The organism is Streptomyces sp. NPDC088762, from assembly GCF_044750905.1.
Classification (GTDB): Bacteria; Actinomycetota; Actinomycetes; order Streptomycetales; family Streptomycetaceae; genus Streptomyces.
Window position 1 is genome coordinate 819,013 of sequence record NZ_JBIVKT010000001.1, and the last position, 13,589, is coordinate 832,601.

The 13,589-nt window shown below is 72.8% G+C and carries 12 protein-coding genes; 9 read left to right on the forward strand and 3 right to left on the reverse strand.

Features of this window, described 5'->3' with window-relative positions; genetic code table 11:
- Positions 1–4: 4 nt before the first annotated feature.
- The 4 genes from ACIP5M_RS03760 to fbaA all read left to right on the forward strand — a co-directional run bounded on the left by ACIP5M_RS03760 (position 5) and on the right by fbaA (position 3,579).
- Positions 5–889 carry an SRPBCC family protein gene (locus ACIP5M_RS03760; RefSeq protein ID WP_401191404.1) on the forward strand — a complete coding sequence of 295 codons (885 nt, stop codon included), beginning with the start codon at positions 5–7 and terminating at the stop codon, positions 887–889.
- 59 nt (positions 890–948) lie between these two features.
- Complete coding sequence (locus ACIP5M_RS03765; protein ID WP_401191406.1) at positions 949–1,737, forward strand: aldose 1-epimerase; 789 nt, start codon at positions 949–951, stop codon at positions 1,735–1,737.
- Between the two features lie 21 nt (positions 1,738–1,758).
- Positions 1,759–2,298, forward strand: a complete 540-nt coding sequence (gene pyrE / locus ACIP5M_RS03770; protein ID WP_381752184.1) for an orotate phosphoribosyltransferase — start codon at positions 1,759–1,761, stop codon at positions 2,296–2,298.
- A gap of 258 nt (positions 2,299–2,556) precedes the next feature.
- The gene (gene fbaA, locus ACIP5M_RS03775; protein WP_401191407.1) at positions 2,557–3,579 is read left to right on the forward strand and encodes a class II fructose-bisphosphate aldolase; all 1,023 of its coding nucleotides are present in this window, start codon (positions 2,557–2,559) and stop codon (positions 3,577–3,579) included.
- 203 nt (positions 3,580–3,782) lie between these two features.
- Here fbaA and ACIP5M_RS03780 read toward each other — a convergent pair whose 3' ends face one another.
- Positions 3,783–4,790 carry a ScbA/BarX family gamma-butyrolactone biosynthesis protein gene (locus ACIP5M_RS03780; RefSeq protein WP_401191409.1) on the reverse strand — a complete coding sequence of 336 codons (1,008 nt, stop codon included), beginning with the start codon at positions 4,788–4,790 and terminating at the stop codon, positions 3,783–3,785.
- Between the two features lie 393 nt (positions 4,791–5,183).
- Between ACIP5M_RS03780 and ACIP5M_RS03785 the strand changes: the two genes are divergently transcribed.
- The 5 genes from ACIP5M_RS03785 to ACIP5M_RS03805 all read left to right on the forward strand — a co-directional run bounded on the left by ACIP5M_RS03785 (position 5,184) and on the right by ACIP5M_RS03805 (position 11,050).
- A complete protein-coding gene (locus ACIP5M_RS03785) occupies positions 5,184–5,891 on the forward strand; it encodes an HAD family hydrolase (protein ID WP_401191411.1) in 708 nt (235 codons plus the stop codon).
- Positions 5,892–5,964: 73 nt separating this feature from the next.
- Positions 5,965–6,732, forward strand: a complete 768-nt coding sequence (locus tag ACIP5M_RS03790) for an SDR family NAD(P)-dependent oxidoreductase (RefSeq protein WP_401191413.1) — start codon at positions 5,965–5,967, stop codon at positions 6,730–6,732.
- A gap of 74 nt (positions 6,733–6,806) precedes the next feature.
- A complete protein-coding gene (locus ACIP5M_RS03795) occupies positions 6,807–7,523 on the forward strand; it encodes a ScbR family autoregulator-binding transcription factor (protein WP_401191415.1) in 717 nt (238 codons plus the stop codon).
- A gap of 283 nt (positions 7,524–7,806) precedes the next feature.
- Positions 7,807–8,565, forward strand: a complete 759-nt coding sequence (locus ACIP5M_RS03800; protein WP_401191417.1) for a BTAD domain-containing putative transcriptional regulator — start codon at positions 7,807–7,809, stop codon at positions 8,563–8,565.
- A gap of 574 nt (positions 8,566–9,139) precedes the next feature.
- Positions 9,140–11,050, forward strand: a complete 1,911-nt coding sequence (locus ACIP5M_RS03805; RefSeq protein ID WP_401191419.1) for a GAF domain-containing protein — start codon at positions 9,140–9,142, stop codon at positions 11,048–11,050.
- A gap of 73 nt (positions 11,051–11,123) precedes the next feature.
- Here the strand turns inward: ACIP5M_RS03805 and ACIP5M_RS03810 are convergent, their stop codons facing one another.
- Positions 11,124–12,452: an IS701 family transposase gene (locus tag ACIP5M_RS03810; RefSeq protein ID WP_401191421.1), complete on the reverse strand. Its 1,329-nt coding sequence runs from the start codon at positions 12,450–12,452 to the stop codon at positions 11,124–11,126.
- 129 nt (positions 12,453–12,581) lie between these two features.
- Positions 12,582–13,373, reverse strand: coding sequence for an alpha/beta fold hydrolase (locus ACIP5M_RS03815; protein ID WP_401191423.1), 792 nt, complete (start codon positions 13,371–13,373; stop codon positions 12,582–12,584).
- Positions 13,374–13,589 lie beyond the last annotated feature (216 nt).

A 13,589-nucleotide genomic window follows, 5' to 3' on the forward strand; every position in this document is an offset into this window, starting at 1 on the left:
CCGCATGGAGCATCAGGTGTTCGTTCCGGTACCGGCAGACAGTCTCCGCGCCGTGCTGCGCGACCCCGTCCGGGTGGCCCGGTGCGTGCCGGGACTCCAGCAGGACGCCGACACCGGCTCCGGGCCGCCCTCGGGCCGGCTGAAGATCCGCGTCGGCGGCAGCACCGTGACCTACCGCGGGGCGCTGACCGTCACCGAGCGGGACCCCGGCCGCTTCGACCTCGACGGAGAGGGCACCGAGGTCCGCGGGAGCGGGACGGTCACCCTCTCGCTGGTGCTGCGGCTGCTCCCGCGGGAGGACGGGACGCGGCTCGACTTCACCGCGGGGGGCACCGCCGACGGCCGGGCCGCCGCCTTCACCGCGGACGCCACCGCCACCGCCGTGCGGCGGCTGCTGGACCGGGCCGCCGAACTGCTGGCCGAGGCGGCCCAGGACTCGGCGGGTACCGCCGCCACGCCGGACACCGCGCCGGGGCCCGAGGTGGTCGCCGATCCGGTGGCCGAGGCCGAGGAGGCGGAGGCGGAGGAAGCCCGGGACACCGAGGACTTCGGGGGCGCCGGGGCCACCGACGACGACGTCACCGAGGTCACCGCGTCCGTGTTCGACACCGAGGTGCCGCCGCCCTCCCTGGACCCCTTCCTCTCCGGCGGGTTCGACGGGCTGGACGGGCCCCCGCGGCCCCCGGCCGAGGCCGCGCACGCCCGCCGCACGATGATCGGCCGCAGCGCAGAGGAGGTGGACCACGCGCCTCCGCGCGGCCGGTACGCCCCGGTCCCCGCGCCGTCCGCGACCACGGCCGGCGACAGCCTGCGCTGGATGGCCCCGGCCGCCGCGCTCGCCCTCGCGTCGGCGGTGGTCATCAGCCGCGCCCTGCGCCGCCGCCGCTGACCGGCCGTGCCCCGGGGGGTGTCGGCCTGATCCGCAAGACACCCCCTAGGGTCGACCGCATGAGTACGCAACTGAGCGCCGGGGGCGCCGAGGTGACCGTCGACCAGGAGAACGGCTGCCGGATCAGCAGCCTGCGCATCGACGGGACCGAGCTGCTGCGCCAAGGCGCGCACTACGGGTCCTTCCCGATGGTCCCGTGGTGCGGCCGGACCGCGAACGGCCGGTTCTGGGACGGTGCCACCGTCCACCAGATGCCGCTCAACCACCCGCCGCACGCCCTGCACGGATTCGGCCGCGACGCGGCCTGGCGCCCGGCCCGCGTCACCGCCACCGACGCGGTCTTCACCTACGACCTCGGCGAGCCGTGGCCGTACCCCGGCCGGGTCACGCAGATCTTCGAGCTCGCGGAGAACGCGCTCACCCTCACCCTGGGCATCGAGACGTACGGGGACTCCTTCCCCGCCCAGGCCGGCTGGCACCCCTGGTTCCGCCGGAACCTCGGCGCCGGGGGCGAGGACGTGCGTCTCGGCTTCGACCCTGCCTGGCAGGAGGAGCGCGGCGCCGACCACATCCCGACCGGCCGCCGCATCGACCCGAAGCCCGGCCCGTGGGACGACTGCTTCGGCATGCCGGACGGGGTCGACGTGACCCTCACCTGGCCCGGCGCCCTGGAGCTGAAGGTCACCAGCCGGACCGAATGGGTGGTCGTCTACGACGAGGAGGCCGAGGCCGTCTGCGTTGAGCCCCAGTCGGGCCCGCCGAACGGGCTGAACACGCTGCCGCGCCTGGTCACCCCCGTCGACCCGCTGGAGATCTCCAGCACCTGGACGTGGCGGCGGCTCCCGTAGGGCCCCTTTAAGCTTCAGGGCATGAGTGACGTACGGGATGCGCTTCTGCAGCAGATCAAGGACAAGGCCGTCGTGCACGGCAAGGTGATCCTCTCCTCCGGCCGGGAGGCCGACTACTACATCGACCTCCGCCGGATCACCCTCGACGGCGAGGCGGCCCCCCTGGTCGGTCAGGTCATGCTCGACCTGACCGCCGAGCTCGACTTCGACTGCGTCGGCGGCCTGACCCTGGGCGCCGACCCGGTCGCCACCTCCATGCTGCACGCCTCGGCCGCGCGCGGGCAGCGCCTGGACGCCTTCGTCGTCCGCAAGGCGCAGAAGGCGCACGGCATGCAGCGCCGCATCGAGGGCACCGACGTCAAGGGCAAGCGCTGCCTCGTCGTCGAGGACACCTCGACCACCGGCGGGTCCCCGCTGACGGCCGTCGAGGCGGTCCGTGAGGCGGGCGGCGAGGTCGTCGCCGTCGCCACGATCGTCGACCGCGGCGCGGCCGGCGCCATCGCCGAGGCCGGGCTCCCGTACCTCACCGGCTACCGCCTCGAGGACCTCGGCCTGTCCTAGGGGGTCTGCCGGGGGCCGGATCCCGGCCACGCGCACGGGGTGACGTCGGTCCTCTGCACCCTGAGAAGCAGGCGCTGACCTGCGCGTATGCGGGCGGCGGGGGTGTTTCACGTGAAACATGCCGGCCCGCTCGGCTCGCACTCTGGACAGGTGGGGTGGAGTGTCGCGCGGAGTCTGGAAAGATAGGCGCGACGGTGACGTCGCCCCCAGGTCAGGGCCAGCAATAGCACACTCCCCGCACATCCAAGGAGCGGACAGATGCCCATCGCAACCCCCGAGGTCTACAACGAGATGCTCGACCGGGCGAAGGCAGGCAAGTTCGCCTACCCGGCCATCAACGTGACCTCGTCCCAGACCCTGCACGCTGCGCTGCGCGGCTTCGCGGAGGCCGAGAGCGACGGCATCATCCAGATCTCCACCGGTGGTGCGGAGTTCCTGGGTGGCCAGCACAACAAGGACATGGTCACCGGTGCGGTCGCCCTGGCCGAGTTCGCGCACATCGTCGCCGCCAAGTACGACATCACGGTCGCGCTGCACACGGACCACTGCCCCAAGGACAAGCTGGACGGCTACGTCCGCCCGCTGCTCGACATCTCCGCCGAGCGCGTCGCCAAGGGTCTGAACCCGCTCTTCCAGTCGCACATGTGGGACGGCTCCGCTGAGACCCTGGCCGACAACCTGGCCATCGGCCAGGAGCTGCTCGCCAAGGCCGCCGCGGCGAAGATCATCCTCGAGGTCGAGATCACCCCGACCGGCGGCGAGGAGGACGGCGTCAGCCACGAGATCAACGACGAGCTGTACACCACCGTCGAGGACGCGATCCGCACCGCCGAGGCCCTGGGCCTGGGCGAGAAGGGCCGCTACCTGCTGGCCGCCTCCTTCGGCAACGTCCACGGCGTCTACAAGCCGGGCAACGTCGTCCTGCGCCCCGAGCTCCTCAAGGACCTCCAGGCTGGTGTCGCCGAGAAGTTCGGCAAGGCTTCACCGTTCGACTTCGTCTTCCACGGCGGCTCGGGCTCCACGGCCGAGGAGATCGCCACCGCGCTGGAGAACGGCGTCGTGAAGATGAACCTCGACACCGACACCCAGTACGCCTTCACCCGCCCGGTCGTGGACCACATGTTCACCAACTACGCCGGCGTCCTGAAGGTCGACGGCGAGGTCGGCACGAAGTCCAAGTACGACCCCCGCACCTGGGGCAAGGCCGCCGAGGCGGGCATGGCCGCGCGTGTCGCCGAGGCGTGCGCGAACCTGCGCTCGACCGGCACCAAGCTGAAGTAGTCCCGCGGCACTCCGCGGCGAAGGGCCCGGCCCGTCTCACGACGGCGGCCGGGCCCTTCGGCATTTCTCCTGGATCTCCCGTTCCCCGCGACGCCCCCCGACGCCCGGGAACCCGGTGTGCCGCTCTGCGGTCGTGCCCTTCATGTCGTCACGCCTTCATGCCGTATGCCGTCACGCCGTCACGCCGTCACGCCGTCACGCCGTCACGCCGTCATGCCGTACGGCAGGGCGTCGACCACGCCGGTGGCGACGAGGGCCTCGAAGATCACCTCGTCGGTCTGCGTGCCGGTGACCTTGATCAGGGCCGGACCGGTGCGCTCCGCGCGGATCCAGATCGGTTCGCCGAACTCCGCGTACCGCTGGTACGTGCTCCTCACGGAGACCGGCAGGACGGTGAGGGCCGGGGTCAGGGCCACCGACGCCTGACGGGCGGCCTCCAGCAGGACCATGCCCGGGAGGTGGTCGCCCGGGTGGTCGAAGAGGACCGGGTGGCGGGTGTCGTAGCGCAGCTGCCAGGTGCATCCGGGGCCCTGCTGCTGCGGCGCGGCGGCGAGCACCACGTCGAAGGGGGAGACGCGCCCGACCTGGGCCGGCTGGAGCGGGTTCGGGGGCAGCGAGGGCTCGGGGCGCCGGTCGAGCTGTCCGGCGCGCAGCCGGCGGTACACGGCGGGCGAGGCGACGTTGTAGCAGACGTCCCCCGTGGCCATCACGGCATCGCCGTGACGCATCGTCACCTGGTAGCGGAGTGCCTGGAGTTGTGTCCCACGGAGGCGCACCTCGGTGCAGACGACGTCGAGGTCGAGGGAGGCGGGCGTGTCACCTATGACCAGGTTCTCGGGGACGGTCGTGTAGTCGAGGCCCCACAGCAGGAACTGGTGGCCGAGGGGGACGTCGAAGGCCTCGTGGGCGACGTACGAACCGACCTGGCGGATGGTCTCGCAGATCAGCATCGGGTCGTAGTGCGTTCCGGCGATCGGCGTGAAGAAGCTGTGGGCGCGCGGGAGTTGCGCGGTGACGTGGAACCGCCCCTCGGCCGGACGGCACATACCCGTCAGGAAGACCTCGGCGAGGGCCGCGCGGTGCACGAGCTCGCGGGGGACGGTGGTGGTCAGTCCCCCTTCCTTCCGGCCGGGGCACCGGCACACGCCGCTGGAGGAGGCCGGGTCGGCGAGGACGTCCGTCGGTTCCGTCGGTTCCAGGGTCGTGAGCATGAAGTCCCTCGAGATCAAGGCCGAAAGCGAGTCGCACTTACTTGCCTGACGCAAAGTACGTACTTCTGGGTTTGCTTGTTAGAGAGAGGATTACCTGATTTTTACGGACCCCTGGGACCGAAAGTGACGCAAACCACACCACTGGGAGTAGTGGAATGAATGCCTCCAGTAGATCGTCGCGCAGGTCAGTGACCGGCAAGGGAGGGTTTGGGCACGCTCTGTCGAAATCCGGCCGACGGACGGGGGTCCCCAGTGCCGTCGGGTATCTTTTTGCCGAGCGGCAGCCGCGTACCGGGAGTATTTTTCGGGGGTCCCCGGGCCGTATCGCGGCGGCCGCTTTCCCGGCGGCGCACCGCGTCCTGTCACCGCCCGGCCCCCGCCGATTGGAGACCGATGCACGCCCTCCGCCCGCTGGGGCACCTGCGGCTCGCCGCCGTGAACATCGACGGGGTGTTGCTCAACGACACCTTCAGCCCGGTGATCCACCACTTCGTCACCAGCCGCGGCGGCACCTACGGCGCGGACGTGGAGCGCGCGGTCTTCTCCCAGTCCCGCACCACGGCCGCCCGGGCGCTCGGCGCCGCGGCCGGGCTGGACTGGACTCCGGAGAAGGTGCTGGAGGTCTACTTCGAGGAGCGGGCCGCCTACCTCGCCGAGCACCCGCTGCAGGTACTGCCGGGCGCCGAGGCGCTGTTGCACCGGCTGCGCGCCCTCGGCCTGCGCACCGTCTGCTACGGCGGCCTCGACGCGAGCCACTTCGACACCCACCTCGGCCGCTACGCGCACCTCTTCGACGAGCCGGGCTACATCTGCACCAACGACTTCCGCCCCGGCATCCACGAGATCGCCGTGGACGCCTTCGGTCTCGACTACGACCGGGCGCTCTTCATCGACGACGTCGCCCGGGTCTCCGAGGCCGCCCGCGACCTGCGGGTTCCCTTCATCGGACACCCCAGCCCCTTCGAGCACGGCCACCAGGGGAACCTGATGCGCGACGCCGGGGTACGGCACCTGGTCCGCTCGCTCGACGAGATCGACGAAGATCTCCTGCGGGTGCTCGACGAGGAGGCCGCCGCCGGTCTGGCGTGGGCCCCGGTCTGACGGGCAGTAAGCCGTAAGCGGGCGGTGGACCCCGAGCCGGGAACCGCCACCGCACCGACATGGAAGGAGAGGCATGGCAGGGGAGCGCATGCTGGAGGGAAAGGTCGCGCTGATCACGGGCGCGAGCAGTGGCATAGGCGCCGCCGCGGGCCGGGTGTTCGCCCGCGAGGGAGCCCGGATCGTCCTCGTGGCGCGCCGCGAGGACCGGCTCAAGGAGCTCACCGGGGAACTGCGCGCCGCGGGGGCGCAGGCCGAGTACGCCGTGGCCGACGTGACCCGCCGGGAGGACACGGCGCGCGCCGTCGACCTGGCCGTGAGCCGGTTCGGGAGGCTGGACTGCGCCTTCAACAACGCGGGCTGGGGGACCGGCCGCACCCCGCTGCACGAGATGGACGACGAGCTGTACGACCGGATCATGGACGTCAACGTGCGCGGCGTGTGGAACTGCCTGCGGGACGAGGTCGCCGCCATGCTGAAGACCGGCGGCGGCACGATCGTCAACAACAGCAGCGTGGCCGGCCTGCTGGCCACCCCGGTGGCCGCGCCCTACGTGGTCGCCAAGCACGCGGTGATCGGCCTGACCAAGGCCGCCGCCGCGGAGTACGCGGCGCAGGGCGTCCGGGTCAACGCGGTGGCCCCGGGCACCACCCGCACCGAGGTGGTCGAGGAGTGGTTCGCGGCCGTACCGGGCATGGAGGAGCGGCTGCACGAGGCCACCCCCCAGCCGCGCACGGCCGAGCCGGCGGAGATCGCCGAGGCGGCCGCCTGGCTGTGCAGCTCCCGGGCCTCCTTCGTGACGGGGGTGACGATGCCGGTGGACGGCGGCTTCACGATGGTGTGAAACTGAACTCAAAAGTACGTACCCGGGGGCATGTATTGCCGATCGATCGGGGGCATGGAGAGGGACAGATACGCATGAGGACGGAACGACCGCAGGCGAAGCAGGACCGCGCCGTGCGCACCCGCCAGGCGATCCTGGAAGCCGCCGCCGTGGTGTTCGAGGACCGCGGTTACGACGCGGCCAAGCTGACGGACATCGTCCGGCTCGCCAACGTCACCAAGGGCGCGCTCTACTTCCACTTCGACTCGAAGGAAGACCTGGCGCAGGCGGTCATCGACGCCCAGGTGGGCATGCACCCGGCCTTCACTCCGCAGGAGTTCAAGGCACAGGAGTTCGTCGACATCGGCATGATCTTCTCGCACCGCCTCCAGCACGACGTGCTGATGCGCGGCAGCGCGCGGCTGACCCTGGAGCAGAACGGCCGGGCGCTGGACCGCGCCGCGCCCTACCAGGGGTGGATCGACCTGCACACGGACCTGATGGCCGAGGCGAAGGAGCGCGGCGAGCTGCTCTCGCACGTGGACCCGGCCGGGCCCGCGCGGCTGATCGTCGGCGCCTTCGCGGGCCTCAACGTCATGTCGCAGACCCTGGAGCTGGACCTGGACCACGAGGTGTCGGCGCTCTACACGACCGTGATGCCCAGCCTGGTGGTCTCGGCCGTGGCGATCCGGCTCGACACGGCTCCCGGCCGCGGTGGCAGGGCGCTGCACGGGCCGAACGGCGCCCACCTGTGCGACTGTTCGGGCTCGCCGCTGGCCGCCCCGGCCGCCGAGACGGCCATCGCCGGCTGAGCCCGGACCGCCTTCTCCTCCACGCGATCCCCCGCCCCACCGGGCGGGGGATCGCGCTTTTTCAGGCGTGGGCCGGGCGGCCCCCGGCAGCTGCCCGCCGTGATCGCTAGCCAGAAACAAAATCCCAGGTATTCTTTTTTCAGCGGAGCACGTGGTCATCGGCTCCTGCCTTGCCTTGCCCTGGGAGAAGACTGTGGACATAGACGTGCTCGGAGGGCTTGAGGTCCTCGAGAACGGTGTTCCCCTCGCGCCCGCCACACCGCCCGCGCGACAGGTTCTGGCCATGCTGGCCGCGCATGCCGACCAGGTGGTCCCCGTCGTCGTCCTCGCCGAGGAGCTCGCGGTGCTCGTACCGCCGGAGCACGCGCGCACCACGCTGTACTCCTGCGTGCGCCTGCTGCGCGAGAGGATCGCCTCGGTCGCCGCCCCGGGCGGGCGCCGCACCCCGGAGTCGGTCCTGGTCCAGACTCCCGGCGGCTACCTGCTCGACACCGACAACGGCCGGTCTGACCTGCACGAATTCTCCCGCGAAGCAGGAGCGGGATACCGCGCCATGGCCCGCGGGGACCACGAGTCGGCGGCCCGCCGGCTGCGCGGAGCACTCGGGCTGTGGAAGGGCCCGGTCTTCGACGGGGTGACGCCCGGGCCCCGTCTGCGCGAGCGGACGGCGGACCTGGAGGCCACCCGCAAGGCGGTCGTGGAGCAGTGGGTGGAGGCTGAGCTGGCCCTCGGCCGGCCCCGCGAACTGAGCTCGGGACTGGCCGAACTGCGCCTGGTCCCGGGCCTGCGCGAAACGGACTCCGGCTGGGGCCGGTTCCACCGGGCGGTCCCGTCGGCGGGGCCGGCCCGTACGGCGGTGCGCACCGCTCCGCGCCCGGCGCGCGCAGCCCGGACCCCCTCCTGTGAGCCCGCCGGGCGGAGCGAAACATACCGGGAGCCGGCCGCCGTGCTCCGCGCGGACTTCGGACGCGGTCCGGCGGTCACCGCGGACACCCTGCGGCGCTCCCTCCTGCGCGGAGCCCCGGCGCCTTCCCTCGCGTGACCGGGCGTTCCGCGGCGCGGCCCGCGCCGGCGGGCCACCCCCTGATCGGCCCCCCGGGAACCCCCGCCCCGGGGGGCCTCTTCATGCCCGAACTCCCTTGCGTCACAAGGATTCCGGGGCACGGCAGGGCGGCTTCGAAGGCGACTTGACGCACTGCCTGCGGTACTTGACGGATAGCCCGAAGGCGCATTGGCGGGGCACTGGGCAGCGGCACAGGATGGACTGGACCAACCCCCCGGAGCATCACGTCCGGCGGGTCTTTTTCCATCGATCTGTGGAGGTGCCCGGCATGACCAACCACCACTCGGCCACGGGAACCCTGTACCGCCCGGCAGGGGACGACCAGGGATGGGGCGTCGTCACCGACCCCGCGGCCTTCTCGGCCTGACGGTCGTCCCCGGCCCTGGTGGGCCGGCGACACCGGATGGCGGAAACCATGGTGGTCCCGCCACCCCTCACTCCCGTGACCAGCCCTCACTTGACCCTCGCCGTACGGGAACCTAGGTTCAGACGGCCTGATTCCGCTCCTTCGGGAACCACGGAACGGCACCGGCACATCGGGGGATGAGGGGCTATGACCGGCGACAACGGGACAGGTGCGCTCGCCGTCTTGGAACTCCTCGCCCAGGAGGCCCCGGACACCCGCATCGAAAGCCTGCTGCACGAAGCCCGCCGGTCCGGCGCCGCGGACCGCGAACTCGCCGAGCTCACCCGGGCCGTGGAACTGGCCCGGACCGTCCAAGCACGCGCGTTCCGCGGCCGCGACCGCGAGGCGGCCCTCGCCGCGCTCGTGGACACCGCGCACGACCTCACCTCCCCCTACGACCTCGACACCCTGCTCCGGGTGATCGCCCGCCGGGCCCGCCGCCTGCTGGGCTTCGACATGGCGTACGTGAGCCTGCGCCGCTCCGACGGCACCTCGTACGTCCACACCTCCGAAGGCGGCACCACCGCCCTCAACGCCGGCCGCGAACTGGGCGAGGGCCCCAGCCTGGGCAGCCTCGCCGAGGAGCGCCGCGCCCCGGTGTGGAGCGCCGACTACCTCGACGACGACTCCGTGCCCCACCCGCCCGGCATCGACGCCGTGGTCCGAGCCGAGGGCCTGCGCGCGGTCATCGCGGTGCCGCTGCGGACCGGGGACACCACGCTGGGCGCCCTGTACGGCGCGGACCGCACGGTGCGCCACTTCACCCCCGACGAGATCGGGGTGCTGCTCTCCCTCGCGGACCTCGCGGCGCTGGCCATCCAGCAGGCGGCCCTGCTGGAGCGCACCCGCGACGAGGTCACCGAGCTGGAGCGGTTCGGCTCGGCCACCCACACCACCCTCACGCGCGTCCGCCACCTGTGGGACTGCCACGCCCGGCTGGCCCGGATGGTGCTCGACGGGGCCCGGCTGTCCACGCTCGCGCGGGCGGCGGCCGACGCGCTGGACGGCGTACTGCAGGTACGGGACCCGGGCGGGCGACCGCTGACCGGCGCCGGTGAACTGCCGGACCTGGACGAGGAGGCCGTCACCCGGGCCGCCCTCCAGGCGCACACGGACCGTACGCCGGTCCCGCTGCCGGGGGAGGTCTGGGTGGCGCCGGTGACGGCCGGGGCCGAGGACCTGGGCGTGCTGGTGCTGCGCGCCGCGGCTGAGTTGACACCCGAGGACGTACGGCTGCTGGAGCTTGCGGCGCAGTCGGTGGCGGCGCTGCTGCTGATCCAGCGGGGCACGGCGGCGGCCGAGGGCCCCGTCCACGACGAACTGCTCCAGGACCTGCTGGAGCGGCCGCCCCACTCCGACCTGCACCTGCGGGAACGGACCCGGCGGCTCGGTATCGACCTCGACGTGCCGCACGTCGTGGTGGTGGCCCGGCCCGAGGGCGGGGAACTGGGCAGGGCGGTGGCGTGGGCCAGCTCGTACGCCTACCGGTGCGGGGGCCTGAAGGGCGTCCGGCGCGGCTGCATCGTGCTGCTGCTGCCGGGCACGGACGCGTCGGCGGTGGCCCGTACGGTCTCGGCGGAACTCTCCCCGCTGCTCGGCCACCCGGTGTCGACGGGCGCGTCGGGCCCGGCGCGCGGGGCCGCGGCGGTGGCGGGCGCGTACGAGGAGGCCGCGCGCTGCCTGGACGCGCTGACGGCGCTGGACGGGGCCGGGGGCACGGCGTCGCTGCGCGAGCTGGGCTTCCTGGGGCTGCTGCTCTCCACGGACCACGACGTGGACGCCTTCATCGCGTCGACGATCGGGCCGGTGCTGGAGTACGACGAGACCCGGCTGACGGACCTGACGCGCACCCTGGACGCGTACTACGAATCGGGCGGCAGCCCCACGCACGCCGCCGAGGCGCTGCACGTCCACCCGAACACGGTGTCGCGGCGCCTGGAGCGGATCGCGGAACTCCTGGGCGAGGCCTGGCAGAAGCCGGCCCAGGCCCTGGAGATCCAGATGGCCCTCCGCCTCCGCAAGGCCCGCACGGCCCTCCGCACCCCGCGGGCCGGCTAGCGGCTTCCGGATCAGGCCGGGCCCGCGGTGTCCGGGGCGCGGGACCGGGCGCGGACCGGGTCAGCGGGCCGGGTCAGCGGGCCGCCGGGTAGGGGCAGGCCGGGGTGGCCGGGCGGCGACGGGTGGCCGGGAGGTACGGGGCCGGGATCGCGTGCCCGGCGGAGCCCTGCGGTCCGGTCGCCCCGACGGAGTCGCCCAGGCAGCGGGCCGCATGCGCCACCGAAGCCAGCGTCACGTGCCGGTGCCACCCCGACAGCGACCGCCCCGCGAAATCCCGCAGCCCGACCTCCTGCACGCTCGCCGAAGCCGCCGCCGACACCCGTCGCGCCTGCTTCGTCAGCCGCAGCAGCGCGGCCGGCGTCAGCCGCGTCATGTCCGTCACCCAGAGCTGGGACGGCAGCCGCCGCGGGTCCGTCCACTCGCCCACCAGCAGCACCTGCCGACGCCGCGCCGGCGACGGGTCCGGCATCATCGCGCGCACCGCCGTCACCAGGGACGTGCGCCGCGTGCCCGGGTGCGAGGGGTCCGACCACTCCACCGGTATCCGCAGCCCCTTGACGTTCTGCAGGATGTCCCGGGCGGCCAGTGCCCCGGCCCCGTACCCCGGCAGCGCCGGGTCCGTGACCAGCAGCCGCGCCCCGGAGTCGATCCGCGCCAGCACCGGCAGCCGCGCCTCGGCGAAACGGTTCATGGTCGACCGGGTCCCGATGCCCCGGATGTCCAGGACCACCGGCCGCGACGGCATCCCGCACTGCCGCACGGTGTCCAGGACACCGGTGACCGCGCACTCCTCGTACGACTCGTACTTCTCCTCGGCCGCCTCCAGCGGCGACGGCGACGAGGGCGGCGCCGGCGGAAGCCCGCCCTCCTCCGGCGGCAGGAACAGCCGCCACCCCACCGGAGTGATCACCTCCGCCGACGTGAACCAGATCCCGAAGGCCTGCTGCCCGCGGAACATCTGCCCCTGGTGCGGATCGAAGCGGTGCCCCACGCCCACCGAGTGGTCGCCCCCCTTCGGGATGGCCATCGGCTGCGCCACCCACGCCGTGAGCGGGGTGGACTGCTCCAGGTACTGCGACAGCGCGGTGCGGATGGGCTGCCAGTCCCAGGTGGAGCCGGCGATGAAGTGGTGCAGGCTCTGCTCGGCGGCCGGACCGCCGAACTGCTGCGCGATGTTGCGGATCGACTTGCGGCCCTCGGTGGCGAGCAGCCCCCGTACGTACTGGCGCCCCCGCTCCCGCTGGTCCCGGCGCCGCAATGAGGTGAGCACCGCCTTGCACAGGTCCTCGGCCGCGTCATCGACCGGATCGCGCGGCACCCGGACCGGGCCCCCCGCCGGCTGCCGACCCGTGCTGTGGAACTGGAACTCACCGCGGAACTCACGGCGGATGGTGGTGTTCACGACATGCCCCCTTCGTCGATTGCCCTTCCACCGTCCGCCGCAGACCCCCCTCCCCGGGAGGTGTCCCCGCCACACGGCTGAGCCGCCGCGTGGTGGGGCGCCCACCACCCCCTCGTCAGCCGTCAGTCCTCAGCGGGCATCGGCGGCCAGGAAGTCCCGCACGACCTTGGTGAATTCCTCGGCGCACTCGCCGATCACGCCGTGTCCGCTCGCGATCTCGGCGTAGGTGGCGTTCGCCAGCAGGCTGTACACCTCGCGGGCGTTCTGGACCGGGATCGTCAGGTCCAGCGTCGAGCCGATGACCAGCGTCCGCGCCTGGATCCGGGCCAGCGCGCCGCGGATGTCGGCGCGCAGGTTGAGGTCGATGTGCCGCAGGGTGCCGGCGGTGGGCAGCATGATGCCGAGCATCGACTCGAACCCGTCGTGGCCGCCGGCGTTGAGGGTGGCGTGGCTGAGCGCGGTGATGGTGGCGTAGCGGCCGAACGCGTCGCTGTTGCCGCGCAGTTCGCGCCAGACCGTCATCATGTTGCGCAGGTACTGGTCGCCCGGGCCGGCCCAGCCGTTCACCAGGACCAGCCGGTTGACGAGGTCGGGCCGGGTCGCGGCGACGGTGGCGGAGACCAGCGAGCCGAGCGAGAAGCCCAGCAGGTCCACCGGGCCGTTGCCGGCCTCCTCCAGGACGGCGATGACCTGCTCGGCGAGGAGCTCCAGGGTCAGTTCGCCGCCGTCGTCCTGCGCGTGCGCGCTGCCGGAGAAGTTGGCCTGGACCACCCGGCGGCCGCCCTCGGTGAACCCGGGGACCAGGTGGTCGAAGATGACCGAGCCGGGGCCCGTTCCTGGGACGAGGACCAGGGAGGGTCCGGTGCCCTCGCCGTGGACCTCGTACGGGAGCCGGGCGCTTCCCACGGTCACATGAGGCATGTGGAAGTCCTTTCCAGGTGTCGGGTGTGGGGGCTTCGCTGAGCCGTGGATGCGCGGACTCGCGGGTTCGCGGGTCCGGCCGTACGGGCACGCGTGCCGCGGCCGCCGGCGGCAGCGGGCATCGGGGCCCGGTCGGCGAACGACTCCGAGGAGGTGGGATCGAGCCATCGTGTTGCTGCCGGAACGGCGGTGTCAGTCATCCCCGGGACAGTCCGT